This is a genomic window from Pseudomonas sp. B14(2022), assembly GCF_012030485.1.
GTDB lineage: Bacteria > Pseudomonadota > Gammaproteobacteria > Pseudomonadales > Pseudomonadaceae > Aquipseudomonas.
This window is the reverse complement of the sequence record NZ_JAAUVM010000024.1, coordinates 1-22731: the sequence shown is the minus strand read 5'-3', so window position 1 is coordinate 22731 and position 22731 is coordinate 1. Positions and strand designations below refer to the sequence as shown.

Here is a 22731-nt window from a genome sequence, read left to right as displayed (position 1 = left end):
CCCTTAACGCTTGGCTTTCTTGTCTGCCACGTGCCCACGATAAGTGCGGGTACCGGCAAACTCGCCTAGTTTGTGGCCGACCATGTCTTCGTTAACGAGAACTGGGACGTGCAGACGACCGTTGTGTACAGCGATGGTCAGACCGACCATTTGTGGCAGGATCATCGAACGACGCGACCAGGTCTTAACTGGTTTGCGATCATTCTTTTCCGCCGCCACTTCGATCTTCTTCAGTAGGTGAAGATCAATAAAAGGACCTTTTTTCAGAGAACGTGGCACTGTCGTATCCCTCTATTTACTTGCGACGACGGACGATCATTTTGTCGGTACGCTTATTACCACGAGTCTTCGCGCCCTTAGTCGGGAAGCCCCATGGCGATACCGGATGACGACCACCAGAGGTACGACCTTCACCACCACCGTGTGGGTGGTCAACCGGGTTCATGGCAACACCACGAACGGTTGGGCGAACGCCACGCCAGCGTTTGGCACCAGCTTTACCCAGCGAACGCAGGCTGTGCTCGGAGTTCGAGACTTCACCCAGGGTCGCGCGGCATTCAGCCAGCACTTTACGCATCTCACCAGAACGCAGACGCAGGGTCACGTAGACACCTTCACGAGCGATCAGCTGAGCCGAAGCACCAGCGGAACGAGCGATTTGCGCGCCTTTACCTGGCTTCAATTCGATGCCGTGTACGGTGCTACCAACTGGAATGTTACGCAGTTGCAGAGCGTTGCCCGGCTTGATCGGCGCCAAGGCACCTGCGATCAGCTGGTCGCCAGCACTCACGCCTTTAGGCGCGATGATGTAGCGACGCTCGCCATCTGCGTACAGCAGCAGAGCGATGTGAGCAGTACGGTTTGGATCGTATTCGATACGCTCGACAGTGGCAGCGATGCCATCTTTGTCGTTGCGACGGAAATCGACCAGACGATAATGCTGCTTATGGCCACCACCAATATGACGAGTGGTAATACGACCATTGTTGTTACGACCACCAGTCTTCGATTTCTTCTCGAGCAGCGGTGCGTGAGGAGCGCCTTTATGCAGCTCCTGGTTGACCACCTTGACCACAAAACGGCGGCCAGGGGAAGTCGGTTTGCATTTAACGATTGCCATGATGCACCCCTTCCTTACTCAGCACTGCTGCTGAAATCGAGATCTTGGCCTGGCTGAAGGGAGATAACTGCCTTCTTCCAGTCATTACGCTTGCCCAGACCGCGAGCAGTGCGCTTGCTCTTACCCAGAACATTCAAGGTAGTAACACGCTCAACTTTCACGCTGAACAGGCTTTCGACGGCCTTCTTGATTTCCAGCTTGGTTGCGTCAGTTGCAACCTTGAAAACGAACTGGCCTTTCTTGTCAGCCAGAACCGTAGCCTTTTCGGAAACGTGCGGGCCAAGCAGAACTTTAAATACGCGTTCCTGGTTCATCCCAGCAGCTCCTCGAATTTCTTCACGGCCGACACGGTGATCAACACCTTGTCGTATGCGATCAGACTAACTGGATCGGAACCCTGCACGTCACGTACATCAACGTGTGGCAGGTTACGAGCAGCCAGGTACAGGTTCTGATCAACAGCTTCAGACACGATCAAAACGTCGGTCAGGCTCATGTTGTTCAGTTTGCCCAGCAGATCTTTGGTTTTTGGACTTTCAACAGCGAAGTCCTGAACCACGACCAGGCGATCAGTACGCACGAGTTCAGCAAGGATGGAGCGCAGTGCTGCGCGATACATCTTCTTGTTGAGCTTCTGAGAGTGATCCTGCGGACGAGCTGCGAAAGTGGTACCGCCGCCGCGCCAGATTGGGCTACGGATAGTACCGGCACGAGCACGGCCAGTACCTTTCTGACGCCACGGGCGCTTACCGCCACCACGAACGTCGGAACGGGTCTTTTGCTGCTTGCTACCTTGACGGCCGCCGGCCATGTAGGCCACGACTGCTTGGTGAACCAGCGTCTCGTTGAATTCGCCGCCAAATGTCAGTTCGGAAACTTCGATCGCTTGAGCGTCATTTACATTTAATTGCATGTCAGCTTCCCCTTAACCGCGAGCCTTGGCCGCTGGACGTACAACCAGGTTGCCGCCAGTAGCGCCAGGAACAGCACCCTTGACCAACAACAGATTGCGTTCAGCGTCGACGCGCACTACTTCGAGGGACTGCACGGTCACGCGCTCAGCGCCCATATGACCGGACATTTTTTTGCCCTTGAATACACGACCAGGAGTCTGGCACTGGCCAATAGAGCCCGGGACGCGGTGGGAGACGGAGTTACCGTGAGTGTTGTCTTGACCACGGAAATTCCAACGCTTGATCGTACCCTGGAAGCCTTTACCCTTGGACTGACCGGTTACATCAACCAGTTGACCAGCGGCGAAGATTTCAGCGTTGATCAGATCGCCAGCCTGGTAGTCGCCTTCTTCAAGACGGAACTCCATGACAGTACGACCAGCTGCAACGTTTGCTTTAGCGAAGTGGCCTGCTTGAGCAGCAGTCACACGCGAAGCACGACGCTCGCCGACAGTGACTTGCACTGCACGATAGCCATCGGTTTCTTCAGTTTTGAACTGGGTGACGCGATTCGGCTCGATCTCAATGACCGTAACCGGAATGGAGACACCTTCTTCGGTGAAAATACGGGTCATACCGCATTTACGACCGACTACACCAATAGTCATGTTGTAAACCTCATGAGTGTACGGGGCTTTCACCCGCTATGGCCGCCCATTTCAGAGCGTTACACGACTAAGACCCAAGTCTTAGCCGAGGCTGATCTGTACTTCCACACCGGCCGCCAGATCAAGCTTCATAAGTGCATCAACGGTTTTATCCGTTGGCTGGACGATGTCCAGTACGCGCTTATGAGTACGGATCTCGTACTGGTCACGCGCGTCTTTGTTGACGTGCGGGGAGACCAGAACGGTGAACCGCTCTTTACGGGTAGGCAGTGGAATTGGACCACGCACTTGAGCACCAGTACGTTTCGCGGTTTCCACGATTTCCTGGGTGGATTGGTCGATCAGGCGATGATCAAAAGCCTTCAACCTGATACGGATTTGCTGATTTTGCATTGGATTTCAGACTCCGGCTGCTATTCCCAGCGAGCGCAATACGCCCGTTAAAAGGAGGCGCAATTCTATAGACGCCCTAGATAGGTGTCAACCCAATAAAAAAGCCCCCGCTGAGCGGGGGCTTTTCAAAGCATCGAAGCTATCTCAAAAGAGACGCTTACTCGATGATTTTAGCTACAACACCAGCACCAACGGTACGGCCGCCTTCACGGATAGCGAAGCGCAGACCGTCTTCCATTGCGATGGTCTTGATCAGGGTAACTTCCATTTGGATGTTATCGCCTGGCATTACCATTTCAACGCCTTCTGGCAGCTGGCAGTTACCAGTCACGTCAGTAGTACGGAAGTAGAACTGTGGACGGTAGCCTTTGAAGAACGGAGTGTGACGACCGCCTTCTTCCTTGCTCAGAACGTAAACTTCTGCGGTGAACTTGGTGTGCGGCTTAACCGAACCCGGCTTAACCAGAACCTGGCCACGCTCAACGTCGTCACGCTTGGTACCACGCAGCAGAACGCCGCAGTTCTCGCCAGCACGACCTTCGTCGAGCAGCTTGCGGAACATTTCAACACCAGTGCAGACGGTGTTGGTGGTGTCACGCAGACCAACGATTTCCAGTGCATCTTGAACGCGAACGATACCGCGCTCGATACGACCAGTAACAACAGTACCACGACCGGAGATCGAGAATACGTCTTCGATTGGCATCAGGAACGGCTTGTCGGTCAGACGAACTGGTTCTGGGATGTAGCTGTCCAGAGTTTCAACCAGTTTACGAACGGCAGTGGTGCCCATTTCGTTATCGTCTTTGCCTTCCAGCGCCATACGAGCAGAACCGATGATGATCGGAGTGTCGTCACCTGGGAAGTCGTAAGTGCTCAGCAGATCGCGCACTTCCATCTCAACCAGTTCCAGCAGCTCAGCGTCGTCTACCAGGTCAGCCTTGTTCAGGAAAACCACGATGTACGGAACGCCTACCTGACGGGACAGCAGGATGTGCTCACGGGTTTGCGGCATCGGACCATCAGCGGCCGAGCAAACCAGGATCGCGCCGTCCATCTGAGCAGCACCGGTGATCATGTTCTTCACATAGTCAGCGTGACCTGGGCAGTCAACGTGAGCGTAGTGACGGATCTTCGAGTTGTACTCGACGTGCGCGGTGTTGATGGTGATACCACGAGCTTTTTCTTCTGGAGCGCTGTCGATTTTATCGAAATCAACGACTGCAGAACCGAAAACCTCGGAGCAGACGCGAGTCAGAGCTGCGGTCAGAGTGGTTTTACCGTGGTCAACGTGACCGATAGTGCCAACGTTGACGTGCGGTAGGGAACGATCAAATTTTTCTTTAGCCACGACAATTAACTCCTTGCCTAAAGGACTGAATCAGCCTTGTTTTTTGGATACAGTTTCAGCGATGTGCGCCGGAGCTGTGTTGTATTTTTTGAATTCCATAGAGTAGCTTGCGCGACCCTGGGACATGGAGCGAACGTCGGTCGCATAACCGAACATCTCACCCAACGGAACCTCGGCGCGAATCACTTTGCCGGAAACCGTGTCTTCCATACCCAAGATCATGCCGCGACGACGGTTAAGGTCGCCCATGACATCACCCATATAGTCTTCAGGTGTAACAACTTCTACCGCCATGATTGGCTCAAGCAACTCACCACCGCCCTTCTGGGCCAGTTGCTTGGTTGCCATGGAAGCAGCCACCTTAAACGCCATCTCGTTGGAGTCGACGTCGTGGTAAGAACCGTCAAAAACGGTTGCTTTCAGGCCGATCAGCGGATAGCCGGCAACAACACCGTTCTTCATCTGCTCTTCGATACCCTTCTGGATAGCAGGGATGTATTCCTTAGGAACAACACCACCTACTACTTCGTTCACGAATTGCAGACCTTCCTGACCTTCGTCAGCAGGGGCAAAACGGATCCAGCAGTGACCGAACTGACCACGACCGCCGGACTGACGAACGAACTTGCCTTCGATTTCACAGTTCTTCGTGATGCGCTCACGATAGGAAACCTGAGGCTTACCGATGTTGGCTTCGACGTTGAACTCACGGCGCATCCGGTCAACCAGGATGTCCAGGTGCAACTCGCCCATGCCAGAGATGATCGTTTGACCAGTCTCTTCATCAGTTTTGACGCGGAAAGATGGATCTTCCTGAGCAAGCTTGCCCAGAGCGATACCCATTTTTTCCTGGTCATCCTTGGTCTTAGGCTCAACGGCAACCGAAATAACCGGCTCCGGGAAGTCCATGCGAACCAGGATGATTGGCTTGGCAGCGTCGCACAAAGTCTCACCCGTGGTGACGTCCTTCATGCCGATCAAGGCCGCGATGTCACCAGCGCGCACTTCCTTGATCTCTTCACGGGCGTTTGCGTGCATTTGCACCATACGACCCACACGCTCTTTCTTGCCTTTGACCGAGTTGATCACGCCGTCGCCGGAGGCCAACACGCCCGAGTAAACGCGGACGAAGGTCAGAGTACCCACGAATGGGTCAGTAGCGATCTTAAACGCCAGAGCCGAGAACGGCTCGCTGTCGTCGGCATGACGCTCCATCTCTTCTTCCTCGTTATCAGGGTTGGTACCCTTGATAGCAGGAATGTCGGTTGGAGCAGGCAAGTAGTCGATCACGGCGTCGAGAACCAGGGGAACACCCTTGTTCTTGAAGGAAGAACCGCAAACAGCCAAGACGATCTCACCAGCGATAGTACGCTGACGCAGAGCGGCCTTGATTTCCGCGTTGGTGAGCTCTTCACCTTCGAGGTACTTGTTCATCAGCTCTTCGCTGGCTTCGGCGGCAGCCTCAACCATGTTGTTGCGCCACTCGTCAGCCAGTTCCTGCAACTCTGCAGGGATAGGCTTGCGAACAGGAACCATACCTTTGTCAGCGTCATTCCAGTAGACCGCTTCCATGTTGACCAGATCGATCTGACCCTGGAAGTTGTCTTCGGAACCGATAGCCAATTGGATTGGCACCGGAGTATGACCCAGACGCTGCTTGATCTGACCGATCACGCGCAGGAAGTTGGCACCAGCACGGTCCATCTTGTTTACGTAAACAAGACGTGGAACGCCGTACTTGTTGGCTTGACGCCATACGGTTTCCGACTGAGGCTCGACGCCCGAGGTACCGCAGAACACAACGACAGCGCCGTCGAGTACGCGCAGGGAACGCTCAACTTCAATAGTGAAGTCTACGTGGCCTGGGGTATCGATAACGTTGAAGCGGTGCTCATCTTTGTACTGCTTCTCGGAACCTTTCCAGAAGGCGGTAATAGCAGCAGAAGTAATGGTAATACCACGCTCCTGCTCCTGAACCATCCAGTCTGTGGTCGCGGCGCCGTCATGCACCTCGCCCATTTTGTGACTTTTGCCGGTGTAAAACAGTACGCGCTCAGTGGTGGTGGTTTTACCAGCATCCACGTGAGCAACGATACCGATGTTACGGTAGCGGCTAATCGGAGTAGTACGAGCCATAAAGCCCTCGCAAAATTAGTGAAGCTAAGATTAGAAGCGGTAGTGCGAGAAAGCTTTGTTAGCTTCAGCCATACGGTGCACGTCTTCACGCTTCTTAACAGCAGCACCTTTACCTTCAGCAGCGTCCAACAGTTCGCCGGCCAAACGCAGAGCCATAGACTTCTCGCCGCGCTTACGGGCGAAGTCTACCAACCAGCGCATTGCCAGAGCGTTACGACGGGACGGACGAACTTCGACCGGAACCTGGTAAGTAGCACCGCCTACACGGCGCGACTTCACTTCGACCAGCGGAGCGATGGCGTCGAGAGCTTTCTCGAAGATTTCCAGGGGGTCGCTGTTCTTGCGTTCTTTAACCTTTTCCAGCGCGCCATAAACGATACGCTCGGCAACGGCTTTCTTGCCGCTTTCCATCACGTGGTTCATGAACTTGGCCAGAATTTGGCTTCCGTATTTTGGATCGTCAAGCACTTCGCGCTTGGCTGCTACGCGTCTTCTTGGCATGGATAAGCCCTCAAACGGTCTTCAGGTTCGCTCGGAATCGGTGCCCTTTCGGGACGCCTCCGACCTTACTCTTATCGACTCAGAAAATAAGATGATTCAGTTTTACAAAAAGCCGCTACTACTTAGGCTTCTTGGTACCGTACTTCGAACGACCCTGGTTACGACCTTTAACGCCGGAAGTATCCAAGGAGCCGCGTACGGTGTGATAACGAACACCTGGCAAGTCTTTTACACGACCGCCGCGGATCAGTACCACGCTGTGCTCTTGCAGGTTGTGGCCTTCACCACCGATGTACGAGGAAACCTCGAAACCGTTGGTCAGGCGCACACGGCATACTTTACGCAGTGCCGAGTTAGGTTTTTTCGGCGTAGTGGTATACACACGAGTGCATACGCCACGACGTTGCGGGCAGTTCTGCAGCGCAGGCACGTCGGATTTCTCGACGATACGCTTACGCGGCTGACGTACCAGCTGGTTGATAGTTGCCATCTACTAGCTCCACTGTTGTCTTGCGACGCTATTGTCTTGCAAGAAAAGCAAAATGGCAGGAACGAATTCCCGCCAAATTTAGGGGTACAAGAGTCTAAAGAGGATCTTGCCCCCAGTCAAGGCAAGGCCCCGACCTCCCCTCTCGTCGAACCCGGGCAAAATTGCCTTGATCCGACGAATGGGGCTGCCAGGGCCCAGACTTATTTATCGCAGAACTCAGTTACCGCTTGAGTTCAGCGCTTCGGTCAGTGCAGCTTCCACTTCACTGGCGCTTACGCGCAACGGCTTGTCAGCATCACGGCGACGCTTACGCTCGCTGTGGTAAGCCAAACCGGTACCAGCCGGGATCAGACGACCCACGACCACGTTCTCTTTCAGGCCGCGCAGGTAATCGCGCTTGCCGGTTACCGCTGCTTCGGTCAGTACGCGAGTGGTCTCCTGGAAGGAGGCCGCCGAGATGAACGACTCAGTGGACAACGACGCCTTGGTAATACCCAGCAATACGCGAGTGAACTTGGAAACGAATTTCTCGTCGCCAGCCAGACGCTCGTTTTCCACCAGCACGTGAGTCAGTTCCATCTGGTCGCCCTTGATGAAACTGGAATCGCCGGATTCAGCGATCTCAACTTTACGCAGCATCTGACGCAGGATGGTCTCGATGTGCTTATCGTTGATCTTCACGCCTTGCAGGCGGTAAACGTCCTGGATCTCGTTAACGATGTACTTGGCCAGCGCACTCACACCCAGCAGACGCAGGATGTCGTGTGGATCGCTCGGGCCGTCGGAGATAACTTCGCCGCGGTTTACCTGTTCGCCTTCGAACACGTTCAGGTGACGCCACTTTGGAATCAGCTCTTCGTACGGATCGGTACCGTCGTTCGGGGTAATGACCAGACGGCGCTTGCCCTTGGTTTCTTTACCGAACGCGATGGTGCCGCTGACTTCTGCCAGAATCGACGCTTCTTTCGGACGACGCGCTTCGAACAAGTCAGCAACACGCGGCAAACCACCGGTGATGTCACGGGTCTTCGAAGTTTCTTGCGGGATACGCGCGATAACATCACCGATCGCGATCTTCGCACCGTCCGCTACACCGACCAGGGCGTTGGCTGGCAGGAAGTACTGAGCGATTACGTCAGTGCCTGGCAGCAACAGATCCTTGCCGTTGTCATCGACCATCTTCACGGCAGGACGGATGTCTTTACCGGCAGCTGGACGATCTTTCGCGTCGAGCACTTCAATGTTGGTCATACCGGTCAATTCGTCAGTCTGACGCTTGATCGTGATGCCTTCTTCCATGCCCACGTAGGTCACGGTACCTTTCATTTCGGTAACGATTGGGTGAGTGTGCGGATCCCACTTGGCCACGATTGCGCCAGCGTCGACCTTGTCACCCTCTTTAACCGAAATCACAGCACCGTACGGCAGCTTGTAGCGCTCACGCTCACGACCGTAGTCATCAGCGATTGCCAGCTCACCGGAACGGGACACAGCCACCAGGTGACCATCCACTCGCTCAACGTGCTTCAGGTTGTGCAGGCGGACAGTACCGCCATTCTTCACCTGAACGCTGTCGGCTGCGGAGGTCCGGCTTGCCGCACCACCAATGTGGAACGTACGCATGGTCAGCTGGGTACCCGGCTCACCGATGGACTGGGCAGCAATAACGCCGACCGCTTCACCGATGTTCACCTGGTGACCACGAGCCAAGTCACGGCCGTAGCACTTGGCGCAAATGCCGTAGCGGGTTTCGCAGCTGATAGGCGAGCGAACGATCACTTCGTCGATGCTGTTGAGCTCGATGAACTCGACCCACTTCTCGTCAACCAGTGTGCCGGCAGGAACGATAATTTCCTCGGTACCTGGCTTGAATACGTCACGGGCAATAACACGACCCAATACGCGCTCACCCAGTGGCTCTACAACGTCACCGCCTTCAATGTGCGGAGTCATCAGCAAGCCGTGTTCGGTGCCGCAATCGATCTCGGTTACAACCAGATCTTGCGCAACGTCTACCAGACGACGAGTCAAGTAACCGGAGTTAGCGGTTTTCAACGCGGTATCCGCCAGACCTTTACGAGCACCGTGAGTGGAGATGAAGTACTGGAGTACGCTCAACCCTTCACGGAAGTTCGCAGTAATCGGCGTTTCAATGATGGAACCGTCCGGCTTGGCCATCAGGCCACGCATACCGGCGAGCTGACGGATCTGCGCAGCAGAACCCCGTGCGCCCGAGTCGGCCATCATGTACATCGAGTTGAAAGACTCCTGGTCGACTTCGACGCCATGACGGTCGATGACTTTCTCTTTCGAGAGGTTGGCCATCATCGCCTTGGATACTTCGTCGTTGGCCTTGGACCAAAGGTCGATCACTTTGTTGTACTTCTCGCCCTGTGTTACCAGGCCCGAGGCGTACTGGCTTTCGATCTCTTTCACTTCATCAGTAGCAGCACTGATGATGCGGGCTTTTTCATCAGGGATAACGAAGTCGTTAACGCCAATGGAAACGCCGGAAATAGTCGAATAGGCAAAACCGGTGTACATCAACTGGTCCGCGAAGATCACGGTCTCTTTCAGACCAACCACGCGATAGCATTGGTTGATCAGCTTGGAGATTGCCTTTTTCTTCATCGGCAGGTTGACGACGTCGTACGACAGGCCTTTTGGCACAACCTGGTACAACAGCGCACGACCAACGGTGGTGTCGACAATACGAGTGCCGCTCACGCTGCCGCCGTCACGGTCGTTGACCGTTTCGTTGATGCGCACCTTGACCTTGGCGTGCAGTGCGGCTTCGCCGGCACGGAACACACGATCAACTTCCTGCAGGTCAGCGAACACACGACCTTCGCCTTTGGCGTTGATCGCCTCACGGGTCATGTAGTACAGACCCAATACAACGTCCTGCGACGGAACGATGATTGGCTCACCGTTGGCTGGCGACAGAATGTTGTTGGTCGACATCATCAACGCACGCGCTTCCAACTGGGCTTCCAGTGTCAGCGGTACGTGCACGGCCATTTGGTCGCCGTCGAAGTCGGCGTTGTACGCAGCACAGACCAGAGGGTGCAGCTGGATAGCCTTACCTTCGATCAGTACCGGTTCAAACGCCTGGATACCCAGACGGTGAAGGGTCGGTGCACGGTTGAGGAGAACCGGGTGTTCGCGAATCACTTCAGCGAGAACGTCCCAAACCTCTGGCAGCTCGCGCTCGACCATTTTCTTGGCCGCTTTGATGGTGGTCGCGAGACCGCGCATTTCCAGCTTGCCGAAGATGAATGGCTTGAACAGCTCAAGTGCCATCTTCTTAGGCAGACCGCACTGGTGCAGACGCAGGGTCGGGCCTACGGTAATTACCGAACGACCAGAGTAGTCAACACGCTTACCGAGCAAGTTCTGACGGAAACGACCTTGCTTACCCTTGATCATGTCAGCCAAGGATTTCAGAGGACGCTTGTTGGAACCGGTAATAGCGCGGCCACGACGACCGTTGTCGAGCAGGGCATCGACAGCTTCCTGCAACATACGCTTTTCGTTGCGCACGATGATGTCCGGTGCGGACAGATCGAGCAGGCGCTTCAAGCGGTTGTTACGGTTGATCACACGGCGGTACAGGTCGTTGAGGTCGGAGGTCGCGAAACGACCACCATCCAACGGTACCAGCGGACGCAGATCTGGCGGCAGAACCGGCAGAACGGTCAGCACCATCCACTCTGGCAGGTTGCCGGAACCCTGGAAGGCTTCCATCAACTTCAGACGCTTGGACAGCTTCTTGATCTTGGTTTCGGAGTTGGTTTGCGGAATTTCTTCGCGCAGACGGCCAATCTCGTGCTCCAGGTCGATAGCGTGCAGCAGTTCGCGGACAGCTTCGGCACCCATGCGGGCATCGAAATCATCACCGAACTCTTCCAACGCCTCGAAGTACTGCTCGTCGTTCAGCAGCTGACCTTTTTCAAGGGTGGTCATGCCTGGGTCGATAACGACATAGCTCTCGAAGTAGAGAACGCGTTCGATATCACGCAGGGTCATGTCCATCAGCAAGCCGATACGGGACGGCAACGATTTCAGGAACCAGATGTGGGCAACCGGCGAAGCCAGCTCGATGTGCGCCATGCGCTCACGACGAACCTTGGCGAGTGCAACTTCAACGCCACACTTCTCGCAGATAACACCACGGTGCTTCAAGCGCTTGTACTTACCGCACAGGCACTCGTAATCCTTTACCGGGCCAAATATCTTGGCGCAGAACAGGCCGTCACGCTCAGGTTTGAACGTACGGTAGTTGATGGTTTCCGGCTTTTTAACTTCACCGAACGACCACGAACGGATCATCTCAGGCGATGCCAATCCAATGCGGATGGCGTCGAACTCTTCGACTTGACCCTGGTTTTTCAGCAAATTCAGTAGGTCTTTCAAGGCCTTTCCTCCTGGCGGAGCAGAGAGCGGGCCAAACAGCCCCGCTCTCGATTCGCGTCACGTGTTATTCGGTTTCCAGATCGATATCGATGCCGAGGGAACGAATTTCTTTGATCAACACGTTGAAGGACTCGGGCATGCCCGGCTCCATACGGTGATCGCCATCCACGATGTTTTTGTACATCTTGGTACGACCGTTCACATCGTCCGACTTCACTGTGAGCATTTCTTGCAGAGTGTATGCAGCACCGTATGCTTCCAGTGCCCAAACCTCCATCTCCCCGAAACGCTGACCACCGAACTGAGCCTTACCACCCAGCGGCTGCTGGGTAACCAGGCTGTACGAACCGGTAGAACGAGCGTGCATCTTGTCGTCTACCAAGTGGTTCAGCTTCAGCATGTACATGTAGCCAACAGTAACCGGGCGCTCGAACTTGTTACCGGTACGGCCATCGAACAGCTGCATCTGGCCGCTTTCTGGCAGGTCTGCCAGTTTCAGCATGGCCTTGATTTCGCTTTCCTTGGCACCGTCGAACACCGGGGTAGCCATTGGAACGCCGCCGCGCAGGTTCTTCGCCAGATCCAGGATTTCCTGGTCGGAGAAGGTATCCAGCTCTTCCTTACGACCGCCGATCTCGTTGTAGATCTCGTGCAGGAACTTGCGCAGGTCAGCAACCTTGCGCTGCTCTTCGATCATACGATTGATCTTCTCGCCCAAACCTTTAGCCGCGAGGCCCAGGTGGGTTTCAAGGATCTGACCAACGTTCATACGCGAAGGTACGCCCAACGGGTTGAGGACGACGTCGACCGGGGTGCCATTGGCATCGTGCGGCATGTCTTCAACCGGCATGATCACGGAGACCACACCTTTGTTACCGTGACGACCGGCCATCTTGTCGCCCGGTTGGATGCGACGACGGATTGCCAGGTAAACCTTGACGATTTTCAGCACGCCTGGAGCCAGGTCATCGCCCTGCTGCAGTTTGCGCTTCTTGTCTTCGAACTTGTCGTCCAGCAGACGGCGGCGATCAACGATGTAGGCCTGGGCCTTCTCAAGTTGCTCGTTCAGAGCATCTTCAGCCATGCGCAGTTTGAACCACTGACCATGTTCAAGACCATCGAGGACTTCGTCGGTGATGTCCTGACCTTTCTTCAGACCTGCGCCGCCTTCAGCCTTGTGGCCTACCAGAGCGGAGCGCAGACGTTCGAAGGTCGCGCCTTCAACGATACGGAACTCTTCGTTCAGGTCCTTGCGGATCTCGTCGAGCTGGGTCTTCTCGATGGACAGTGCACGAGCATCACGCTCGACGCCGTCACGGGTGAAGACCTGTACGTCGATGACAGTACCCTTGGTACCGGTAGGTACACGCAGGGAAGTATCTTTAACGTCGCTGGCTTTTTCACCGAAGATGGCACGCAACAGCTTCTCTTCTGGAGTCAGTTGGGTCTCGCCTTTCGGAGTGACCTTACCAACCAGAATGTCGCCTGCACCAACTTCAGCACCTACATAAACGATACCGGCTTCGTCCAGCTTGTTCAGTGCAGCTTCACCCACGTTCGGGATGTCTGCAGTGATTTCCTCTGGCCCAAGCTTGGTGTCACGTGCCACACAGGTCAGTTCCTGAATGTGGATCGTGGTGAAGCGATCTTCTTGAACCACACGCTCGGACAGGCAGATGGAGTCTTCGAAGTTGAAGCCGTTCCATGCCATGAACGCGATGCGCATGTTCTGACCCAAAGCCAGTTCACCCATATCGGTGGACGGACCGTCAGCCATGATGTCGCTGCGCTGAACGCGATCACCCTTACGCACCAGCGGACGCTGGTTGATGCAAGTGTTCTGGTTCGAGCGGGTGTATTTGGTCAGGTTGTAGATGTCGACACCGGCTTCACCCGTTTCAACTTCATCATCAGCAACACGAACCACGATACGGCTGGCATCAACGGAGTCGATCACGCCGCCACGACGAGCCACGACGCAAACGCCGGAGTCACGGGCTACGTTACGCTCCATGCCGGTACCTACCAGCGGCTTGTCAGCACGCAGGGTCGGTACAGCTTGACGCTGCATGTTGGAACCCATCAACGCACGGTTGGCGTCATCGTGTTCCAGGAACGGGATCAGCGACGCAGCAACCGAAACTACCTGCTTCGGCGACACGTCCATCAAGGTAACGTCTTCCGGCGCCTTGACGGTGAACTCGTTCAGGTGACGAACAGCTACCAGCTCGTCGATCAGGACTTTCTTGTCGTTCATCGTGGCCGAAGCCTGAGCGATCACGTGATCAGCTTCTTCGATGGCGGACAAGAACACGATCTCATCGGTGACCAGAGCGTCTTTCACCACACGGTACGGGCTCTCGAGGAAGCCGTACTGGTTGGTGCGCGCATAGGCGGCCAGGGAGTTGATCAGACCGATGTTCGGGCCTTCCGGCGTTTCGATCGGGCAAACACGACCGTAGTGCGTCGGGTGTACGTCACGCACTTCAAAGCCTGCACGCTCACGGGTCAGACCGCCCGGGCCCAGTGCGGAAACACGGCGCTTGTGGGTGATCTCTGAGAGCGGGTTGTTCTGGTCCATGAACTGCGAGAGCTGGCTGGAACCGAAGAACTCTTTCACCGCTGCAGCCACTGGCTTAGCGTTGATCAGGTCCTGTGGCATCAGGCCTTCGCTTTCAGCCATCGACAGACGCTCTTTGACCGCACGCTCAACACGCACCAGGCCAACGCGGAACTGGTTCTCGGCCATTTCGCCTACGCAGCGAACACGACGGTTACCCAGGTGGTCGATGTCATCGACGATGCCTTTGCCGTTACGGATGTCGACCAGAGTCTTCAGGACCGCAACGATGTCTTCCTTGCACAGCACGCCCGAACCTTCGATCTCGGTGCGACCGATACGACGGTTGAACTTCATCCGACCGACCGCAGACAGGTCGTAGCGCTCAGGGCTGAAGAACAGGTTGTTGAACAGGGTTTCTGCAGCGTCTTTGGTTGGTGGCTCGCCAGGACGCATCATGCGATAGATTTCTACCAGCGCTTCCAATTGGTTGCTGGTGGAGTCGATCTTCAGGGTGTCGGAGACGAATGGACCACAGTCGATATCGTTGGTGTACAGGGTCTCGATACGAACAACTTGAGCCTTAGCGATTTTCGCCAGGATCTCGGTGTTCAGCTCGGTGTTGCACTCAGCCAGGATTTCGCCTGTAGCCGGGTGAACAATGACCTTGGCGGTCGTGCGACCCAGGACGTAGTCCAAAGGCACGTCCAGCGACTTGATACCTGCTTTTTCGATCTGGTTGATGTGGCGCGCAGTAATACGACGACCCGCCTCAACAATGACCTTGCCCTTTTCATCCTGGATGTCCAAGACGGCAATTTCACCACGCAGGCGAGATGCAATCAGTTCCAGGCTGAGGGTTTCATCCTTCAGGCTGAATACGTTGGTGGTGTAGAACGCATCCAGGACTTGCTCAGTGGTGTAGCCGAGCGCGCGCAGCAATACCGAGGCCGGCAGCTTACGACGACGGTCGATACGCACGAACACGCAGTCTTTCGGATCGAACTCGAAGTCCAACCACGAACCGCGGTACGGAATGATCCGCGCGGAGTACAGGAGCTTGCCGGAGCTGTGCGTCTTACCGCGGTCGTGGTCGAAGAACACGCCCGGGGAACGGTGCAGCTGGGAAACGATAACACGCTCGGTACCGTTGATAACGAAGGTACCGTTCTCAGTCATCAATGGGATTTCGCCCATGTAGACTTCTTGCTCTTTGATGTCCTTGATCGCTTTGTTCGACGACTCTTTGTCGAAAATGATCAGACGGACTTTTACCCGCAAAGGTACGGCGTACGTAACACCGCGCAACACGCATTCTTTGACATCAAATGCCGGTTCGCCCAGGCGATAACCGACGTACTCCAGCGCAGCATTGCCGGAGTAGCTGATGATCGGGAAAACGGATTTGAAGGCCGCATGCAGGCCCACGTCGCGGAACTGATCTTTGGTCGCTCCCGCCTGCAAGAATTCACGATACGAATCCAGCTGGATAGCCAGAAGGTACGGGACATCCATGACGTCCGGCAACTTGCTAAAGTCCTTGCGGATACGTTTTTTCTCAGTATATGAGTAAGCCATCAGCGTTCCCCAGCTTGGTCACCTGCTTGTTTGGCCCTCCCGACGGGAGCAGCCAGAAAATCTTGCAAACCCCATGGTTTGCACCACCGCATCGGGTGGCTACAGCGCGTTAATGGCGGCGACCGAGTCGACAGCCAAGAACGGAAAAAGGCCGGTGGCAAGAGCCACCAGCCATCAGCCTTCAGCTTAACGCTTGGGCTGGAGACGCAAGGTCGATGCTTACTTCAGCTCGACTTTAGCGCCTGCTTCTTCCAGAGTTGCTTTGGCTTTGTCGCCTGCATCTTTGGTCACTGCTTCCAGAACCATAGCAGGAGCGCCGTCAACTACAGCCTTGGCTTCTTTCAGGCCCAGACCGGTCAGTTCACGTACTGCCTTGATCACGTTAACTTTCTTCTCGCCAGCTTCCAGCAGCATGACGTTGAATTCGGTTTGCTCTTCAACAACGGCAGCAGCAGCAGCTGGGCCAGCGGAAGCAGCGGCAGCGGAAACGCCGAATTTTTCTTCGAAAGCTTTGATCAGCTCAACAACCTGCAGAACCGACATTTCAGCTACGGCGTTGAGGATATCGTCTTGGGAGATAGACATTGCTGTATTTCCTGAATTGGGGGACGGCCTACGCGGCCATCGAAATAAACAAAAATACGCGAGAGAAGTTGCTCAGCCTTAGGCTGCGGCAGCTTCTTTTTGCTCGCGAACTGCAGCCAGAGTACGAGCCAGCTTGCTGGTAGCGCCTTGAATCACGCTCATCAGCTGCGAAATGGCTTCGTTACGGGTCGGCAGTGTTGCCAGTACGTCGATTTGGTTAGCTGCGAGGAACTTGCCCTCGAACGCAGCTGCCTTGATCTCGAACTTATCCTGACTCTTAGCGAACTCTTTGAACAAACGGGCAGCAGCGCCTGGATGATCCTTGGAGAAAGCAATCAGAGTCGGGCCGGTGAACACGTCGTTGAGGACACTGTATTCAGTGTCAGCAACAGCGCGCTTGAGCAGGGTGTTACGTACAACACGTACGTACACGCCAGCTTCACGAGCCTCTTTACGGAGTCCGGTCATAGCGCCTACTGTCACACCACGGGCATCAGCCACGACAGCGGACAGAGCAGCTTTGGCAGCCTCGTTGACTTCAGCGACGATGGCCTTCTTGTCTTCGAGATTAATTGCCACGGGTTTAACTCCTGCTTGTTACCGTTTCATCTGGCCGAGGCCGGATGTCGTTTTGGTGTCTGATTCGGTAAGGAACCGGGAGCACCATCTGCGTAGGCTTGTGGTTTAAGACTTGCGCCGCCTACGGTCTTGGATAGCCCCCGCCAGGCAGGGACCCCAATTTTTCCAATTGGCGCAATTGCTTGCGCCAATCTGTGTCTTATACGTCCAGCGAGCCTTGGTCGATGACCAGACCTGGGCCCATAGTGGTGCTCAGGGTAACGCGCTTGACGTAGATACCTTTCGAGGAAGCTGGCTTGATACGCTTCAGATCAGCGATCAGGGCTTCAACGTTTTCCTTCAGCTTGACGGCGTCAAAGCCGACTTTGCCAACGGAGGTGTGAATGATGCCATTTTTGTCGGTGCGATAACGAACCTGACCAGCCTTGGCGTTTTTAACCGCGGTAGCTACGTCGGGTGTTACGGTGCCGACTTTAGGGTTAGGCATCAGGCCTCGCGGGCCCAGGATCTGACCCAATTGACCTACAACACGCATTGCATCCGGGGAAGCAATAACTACGTCGTAGTTCAGGTCGCCGCCTTTCATTTCGGCAGCCAGGTCGTCCATACCAACGCGGTCGGCGCCAGCGGCCAGAGCAGCTTCAGCTGCCGGGCCTTGAGTGAAGACAGCTACACGAACAGTCTTACCAGTACCGTGTGGCAGCACAGTAGCGCTACGAACGACCTGGTCAGATTTACGTGGGTCAACACCCAGGTTTACAGCAACGTCAACGGACTCGCTGAACTTGACAGTCGACAGCTCGGTCAGCAGAGCAGCAGCGTCTACAAAGCTGTAGGACTTGCCCGCTTCGATTTTGCCGGCGATAGCCTTTTGGCGCTTGGTCAGCTTAGCCATTACACACCCTCCACGTTAAGGCCCATGCTACGAGCAGAACCGGCGATGGTACGCACGGCTGCATCCATATCAGCTGCAGTCAGATCCGCGTTTTTGGTTTTCGCGATCTCTTCCAGCTGAGCACGAGTTACGGTGCCAACCTTAACGGTGTTAGGACGAGCGGAACCGCTAGTCAGACCAGCAGCTTTCTTCAGCAGAACCGAAGCCGGGGTCGACTTGGTTTCGAAAGTGAAGCTACGGTCGCTGTATACAGTGATGATCACTGGAGTCGGCAGACCTGGCTCAAGACCCTGAGTACGGGCGTTGAAGGCCTTGCAGAACTCCATAATGTTCACGCCGTGCTGACCCAGAGCTGGACCAACAGGTGGGCTTGGGTTGGCCTGAGCGGCCTTCACTTGCAGCTTGATGTAAGCGGTAATCTTCTTGGCCATGAGGCACTCCAATTACGGGTTCAAGCGCCTCGAAAGGCTCCCCGGTTACTTGCGCGTTTATCCCAGTGACGACAAAACCCCACAGCCTAAGGCTGCGGGGTTGGGATGCTTACTCAGCTAGACCTTCTCGACCTGGCTGAATTCCAACTCTACCGGAGTAGAGCGACCGAAAATGAGCACCGCGACCTGGATCCGGCTCTTCTCGTAGTTAACCTCTTCGACGGTACCGTTGAAATCAGCAAACGGACCATCAGTGACACGAACAACCTCACCCGGCTCGAACAACGTCTTCGGCTTAGGCTTGTCGCTACCGTCGGCGACACGACGCAGAATTGCTTCCGCCTCTTTGTCAGTGATCGGAGCAGGCTTATCAGCAGTACCACCGATGAAACCCATAACACGAGGAGTATCCTTGACCAAGTGCCAAGTACCTTCGTTCATGTCCATCTGCACCAGCACATAGCCAGGGAAGAACTTGCGTTCACTCTTGCGCTTCTGACCATTCCGCATTTCAACCACTTCTTCAGTGGGAACCAGAATTTCGCCGAAGCCATCTTCCATGCCTGCCAGCTTTACGCGCTCCAGCAAAGAGCGCATAACATGCTTCTCGTAACCCGAGTAAGCATGCACAACGTACCAACGCTTAGCCACGGGACACCCTTAGCCAACAATCAAGGAAACAAGCCAGCCGAGCAGGGAATCGAGCCCCCACAACAGCAACGCCATAACCAGAACAACAGCCACGACAATCAATGTGGTCTGCGTGGTTTCTTGGCGAGTCGGCCAAACGACTTTACGAATTTCGGTGCGAGCTTCCTTCACCAGGACCGCGAAAGACTTGCCTTTGGCAGTCTGCAGACCTACAAAGGTAGCTACAGCAGCAAGGGCCAGCAAAACGAGAACGCGGTACAGGATCGGCGAAGCAGAGTAGTACTGATTGCCAACAACGCCTACGACCACCAAAGCGACTACAGCGAGCCACTTGACCAGATCGAAACGAGAGCTTTGAGCTTCAGCCTTAGGAGTCATCTATGAAGATCCTGTGAAAAGAAAGCCAGATACACCACGTGAATCTGGCAGGTCAGGAGGGAATCGAACCCCCAACCTACGGTTTTGGAGACCGTCGCTCTGCCAATTGAGCTACTGACCTAAAACAAAATCAGGCCGACCATTATGCAGACCTGAAAAAGACTTTACAACAGCCAACCCCCAGAGACTTGAAATCACTCAACCACAAGCGATCTGAAACACCATCAAGCCGAGTCAACCGTTAAAACAAAGGCAGATATTTTCATATCTGCCTTGTTATATGGAGCTCTTGAGCGGATTTGAACCGCTGACCTCACCCTTACCAAGGGTGTGCTCTACCAACTGAGCTACAAGAGCGAAACACTATGCACAACCTGCAAACTTGGAGCGGGTAGCGGGAATCGAACCCGCATCATCAGCTTGGAAGGCTGAGGTTCTACCACTAAACTATACCCGCGGAGCTTGCAGCTCACGCTAAAATGGTGGAGGGGGAAGGATTCGAACCTTCGAAGTCGTAGACGTCAGATTTACAGTCTGATCCCTTTGGCCGCTCGGGAACCCCTCCTAAGCGAGCCGGCATTCTACATCATGCCAGCCTTCTGTCAAGCATTTTCTCATTAAAAATATGAGGTTAGCTGCATTGACCTTAGCTTCGCACCGTACACTTTAAAGGTCTTCACTGCGAAGCGGGCGCCATTCTATGCAAACTATTCGAGAGTTGCAATGCCTTCGCACAGCATTATTTTATGTTTTAACTCATTGAATTCCTTAGCAAGGTTTTCAAAGGGCAGATCATCAGCCAGACGTCGGCTTTCTGGGGCAACCCGGAGCCAGTAACCCTGCGCATCAGGAGTGCTCAGCAACTGAACCTTAACCTTTATATCCAGGCTAGTGAGACGCTGCTCAACGAATTGCGCCTGTCGCTGGTCGGCAAAGCCACCAATGTACAAGCAAGTACTTTGCGCATCAGATGCCTTAGCTCGATCCCTGCGGACCACAGCATCGGAGGACTCACTCAGCAGACGAATATCCTGCTGAGTATTCCGATAGAGACTCAAAGGGGTAACATCTTTAGCGCGCAACGGCGCTTCTTGCTGATGCCATATGTAGTAGAAGGCGTTGAGGATCAATAAAAGCAAAAACAGCCAACGCATAAACACCTCAAGATAAAGGGCACGCCATCGCCAGACCTACGAAAATCAAATCAGGCACGAGTCGAGCCTGAGGCACGGCATCCCTCACCAAATCAGCATCGCCTCCTGTCAGGAATACAGTAAAGTTATCACCCCAATAACTTCGGGCCAGCTCAAGCTGCGTCAGTACAAACCCTCTGAGCATCAACGTACAGCCACGCTCTACAGCCTCTACGGTCGTACGCCCTGGTGACAGGCACCCCAAGGCTCTTTCGGCAGCAGCATCGTCGTAACGTATCTTACGTGTATGTGTACGCAACTGATTACGCATGAGAGGCATACCAGGACAGATGAAACCACCTAAATGCTCACCGTCTCCAGCAATAAAATCTGCAGTCGCAGCCGTACCAAAATCGAGCACCAGGCATGCCCCCGACGCCAACTTGAAACCGCCCAGCATTGCCAACCAGCGATCAAGGCCGAGACGCTCGAAATCTTCGTAGCCGTTGCGCACCCCAGCCATTTCTCGCGCAGAAACAGCGCAGGAAACAGCAACACCAAAAGCCGCCACCAGCGCCTCAACCAGATTGTTTGTTTCGTCCAGAGCACGAACACTCACCAACCGGCAACGCGTCAATGAGACACCAGACAGCACTGACAGACTTTCAATCAATGCAACATCCGAACTAGCGACACCCTCTGCAGATGCGATCGCCCGATCCGAATTAAGTACACGCCACTTGATAAAGCTATTCCCACAGTCGAGTTCAAGAATCATCACGCAACCTCAGGCTTAACTCACCACCACTGTATATTTTCTCAACACCACCGACACTTAAACGCAATGCACCCTGACCGTCGATACCCAGCACCACCCCATCAACACGGTTGGCCCCAGCGATGAGTGATACCGCCTTTCCCTGCCAGGCGTGACCTTTCTCCCACTCATCCTTAAGCGACGCAAAACCTAGTGCCCTGTGCCGCCCCAAGTAGCTTTGCAACTGCAAGCACAGGCACGCCACCAAAGAGTTGCGATCAACAGGAGACCCCGTCTCCAACTGCACTGATGTCCATTGCTGATCAACCTCATCAGCCTTCTGCATATTCACGTTAATACCGATGCCAAGGACAACGTGGCAGATATCCGCGGGATTCCCTACGAGTTCCAGCAAAATCCCGGCAATCTTCTTCTGCCCCACCAAGACGTCGTTTGGCCACTTCAAGGCCGCCCCCTGGACTCCAGACTCACGCAGCGCCTGCATGACCGCCAAGCCAACCACAAGGCTCAGGCCTTCCAGCTGTCGCGGACCATCCTCAATACGCAATAAGAGGCTGTAATACACATTCTGAGCGAATGGACTGACCCACTTTCGACCACGCCGCCCCCTTCCAGCCGTTTGCTGCTCCGCAAGCACCATGTACGGCGTCGTACACTCAACCTCAACAAGGCGCAGAGCCTCGGCATTTGTCGAGTCAATGGAGTCGTAGATATGGATAGGCCATGCCAGGGAAGACGCACGTAGTGCAATCTGCTCGGAACTCAAGAAAACCAGTGGCGAAGCTAATTGATACCCCCTCCCACGAACCTTATGGACAGGCAGATTCAATTCAGCCTCAAGATGCTGGAGTTGCTTCCAGACAGCACTGCGGCTAACGCCCAGGGCAGCGCCAAGTGCCTCTCCGGAATGGAATCGACCATCTTTTAGAAGTTTTAACAACGTCAGCATGCAAGTATCGCCTCACAATGAGGCACGCATGATAGCCATGCGCAGGGTCATTGCATAGAAAGGCGGGACTTTAGCACTGAAGGCCACCCCGAGGCGCCTCTTCGCACTTTTCGACCGCGCAAAACAAAACCCCATCTGCTTTCGCAAATGGGGTTTCGGAATTTAATCTTGACGATGACCTACTCTCACATGGGGAAACCCCACACTACCATCGGCGATGCATCGTTTCACTGCTGAGTTCGGGAT

General features: G+C 54.7%; 21 protein-coding genes, 4 tRNA genes and 1 rRNA gene. All 26 read right to left on the bottom strand.

The annotated features are described in order from the left end of the window. Positions 1–3 precede the first annotated feature (3 nt). Positions 4–279, bottom strand: coding sequence for a 30S ribosomal protein S19 (gene rpsS / locus HCF10_RS26085; RefSeq protein ID WP_003232420.1), 276 nt, complete (start codon positions 277–279; stop codon positions 4–6). Positions 280–295: 16 nt separating this feature from the next. Continuing rightward, a complete protein-coding gene (gene rplB / locus HCF10_RS26080; protein WP_003210080.1) occupies positions 296–1120 on the bottom strand; it encodes a 50S ribosomal protein L2 in 825 nt (274 codons plus the stop codon). Between the two features lie 14 nt (positions 1121–1134). Then, on the bottom strand, positions 1135–1434 hold the full coding sequence (rplW, locus tag HCF10_RS26075) for a 50S ribosomal protein L23 (RefSeq protein WP_002555488.1): 300 nt from the start codon (positions 1432–1434) through the stop codon (positions 1135–1137). Then, a complete protein-coding gene (gene rplD, locus HCF10_RS26070) occupies positions 1431–2033 on the bottom strand; it encodes a 50S ribosomal protein L4 (RefSeq protein WP_003176424.1) in 603 nt (200 codons plus the stop codon). The genes rplW and rplD overlap by 4 nt, the downstream gene beginning before the upstream one ends. Positions 2034–2045: 12 nt before the next feature. Further along, positions 2046–2681, bottom strand: a complete 636-nt coding sequence (gene rplC / locus HCF10_RS26065) for a 50S ribosomal protein L3 (RefSeq protein ID WP_007253310.1) — start codon at positions 2679–2681, stop codon at positions 2046–2048. 81 nt (positions 2682–2762) lie between these two features. Further along, positions 2763–3074 carry a 30S ribosomal protein S10 gene (rpsJ, locus tag HCF10_RS26060; protein WP_003186070.1) on the bottom strand — a complete coding sequence of 104 codons (312 nt, stop codon included), beginning with the start codon at positions 3072–3074 and terminating at the stop codon, positions 2763–2765. A gap of 157 nt (positions 3075–3231) precedes the next feature. Beyond that, positions 3232–4425, bottom strand: a complete 1194-nt coding sequence (gene tuf / locus HCF10_RS26055) for an elongation factor Tu (protein WP_027605166.1) — start codon at positions 4423–4425, stop codon at positions 3232–3234. A gap of 30 nt (positions 4426–4455) precedes the next feature. Further along, the gene (gene fusA, locus HCF10_RS26050; protein ID WP_145336809.1) at positions 4456–6561 is read right to left on the bottom strand and encodes an elongation factor G; all 2106 of its coding nucleotides are present in this window, start codon (positions 6559–6561) and stop codon (positions 4456–4458) included. 30 nt (positions 6562–6591) lie between these two features. Next, entirely contained in the window at positions 6592–7062 is a 471-nt protein-coding gene (gene rpsG / locus HCF10_RS26045) for a 30S ribosomal protein S7 (RefSeq protein WP_002555493.1), read from the bottom strand. A 118-nt stretch (positions 7063–7180) separates the two neighbouring features. Further along, positions 7181–7552 (bottom strand): 30S ribosomal protein S12, encoded by a 372-nt coding sequence (rpsL, locus tag HCF10_RS26040; RefSeq protein ID WP_002555494.1) that lies wholly within the window; start codon positions 7550–7552, stop codon positions 7181–7183. Between the two features lie 216 nt (positions 7553–7768). After that, complete coding sequence (gene rpoC, locus HCF10_RS26035) at positions 7769–11968, bottom strand: DNA-directed RNA polymerase subunit beta' (protein WP_053138307.1); 4200 nt, start codon at positions 11966–11968, stop codon at positions 7769–7771. 64 nt (positions 11969–12032) lie between these two features. Then, entirely contained in the window at positions 12033–16106 is a 4074-nt protein-coding gene (rpoB, locus tag HCF10_RS26030) for a DNA-directed RNA polymerase subunit beta (RefSeq protein ID WP_024077680.1), read from the bottom strand. Between the two features lie 219 nt (positions 16107–16325). Beyond that, a complete protein-coding gene (gene rplL, locus HCF10_RS26025; protein ID WP_053138313.1) occupies positions 16326–16691 on the bottom strand; it encodes a 50S ribosomal protein L7/L12 in 366 nt (121 codons plus the stop codon). 78 nt (positions 16692–16769) lie between these two features. Next, positions 16770–17270: a 50S ribosomal protein L10 gene (gene rplJ, locus HCF10_RS26020; protein WP_003176433.1), complete on the bottom strand. Its 501-nt coding sequence runs from the start codon at positions 17268–17270 to the stop codon at positions 16770–16772. A gap of 199 nt (positions 17271–17469) precedes the next feature. Continuing rightward, positions 17470–18165, bottom strand: a complete 696-nt coding sequence (gene rplA, locus HCF10_RS26015; protein WP_028618134.1) for a 50S ribosomal protein L1 — start codon at positions 18163–18165, stop codon at positions 17470–17472. Further along, the gene (gene rplK, locus HCF10_RS26010) at positions 18165–18596 is read right to left on the bottom strand and encodes a 50S ribosomal protein L11 (protein ID WP_003176435.1); all 432 of its coding nucleotides are present in this window, start codon (positions 18594–18596) and stop codon (positions 18165–18167) included. Before rplK ends, rplA begins: the two co-directional genes overlap by 1 nt. Positions 18597–18713: 117 nt before the next feature. After that, positions 18714–19247 (bottom strand): transcription termination/antitermination protein NusG, encoded by a 534-nt coding sequence (gene nusG / locus HCF10_RS26005; protein ID WP_003176436.1) that lies wholly within the window; start codon positions 19245–19247, stop codon positions 18714–18716. A 9-nt stretch (positions 19248–19256) separates the two neighbouring features. Continuing rightward, positions 19257–19625: a preprotein translocase subunit SecE gene (secE, locus tag HCF10_RS26000; RefSeq protein WP_131700342.1), complete on the bottom strand. Its 369-nt coding sequence runs from the start codon at positions 19623–19625 to the stop codon at positions 19257–19259. Positions 19626–19670: 45 nt separating this feature from the next. Continuing rightward, positions 19671–19746, bottom strand: a tRNA-Trp gene (locus tag HCF10_RS25995). 160 nt (positions 19747–19906) lie between these two features. Then, positions 19907–19982: transfer RNA gene (locus HCF10_RS25990), tRNA-Thr, on the bottom strand. 26 nt (positions 19983–20008) lie between these two features. Beyond that, a tRNA-Gly gene (locus HCF10_RS25985) sits at positions 20009–20082 on the bottom strand. A 23-nt stretch (positions 20083–20105) separates the two neighbouring features. After that, a tRNA-Tyr gene (locus HCF10_RS25980) sits at positions 20106–20190 on the bottom strand. A 142-nt stretch (positions 20191–20332) separates the two neighbouring features. Beyond that, the gene (locus HCF10_RS25975) at positions 20333–20779 is read right to left on the bottom strand and encodes a hypothetical protein (protein ID WP_131700343.1); all 447 of its coding nucleotides are present in this window, start codon (positions 20777–20779) and stop codon (positions 20333–20335) included. 7 nt (positions 20780–20786) lie between these two features. Further along, positions 20787–21536: a pantothenate kinase gene (locus HCF10_RS25970; protein WP_145336811.1), complete on the bottom strand. Its 750-nt coding sequence runs from the start codon at positions 21534–21536 to the stop codon at positions 20787–20789. Then, the gene (birA, locus tag HCF10_RS25965) at positions 21526–22485 is read right to left on the bottom strand and encodes a bifunctional biotin--[acetyl-CoA-carboxylase] ligase/biotin operon repressor BirA (RefSeq protein WP_167656703.1); all 960 of its coding nucleotides are present in this window, start codon (positions 22483–22485) and stop codon (positions 21526–21528) included. The genes HCF10_RS25970 and birA overlap by 11 nt, the downstream gene beginning before the upstream one ends. 166 nt (positions 22486–22651) lie before the next feature. After that, a 5S ribosomal RNA gene (gene rrf / locus HCF10_RS32185) occupies positions 22652–22731 on the bottom strand; the annotation flags it as partial.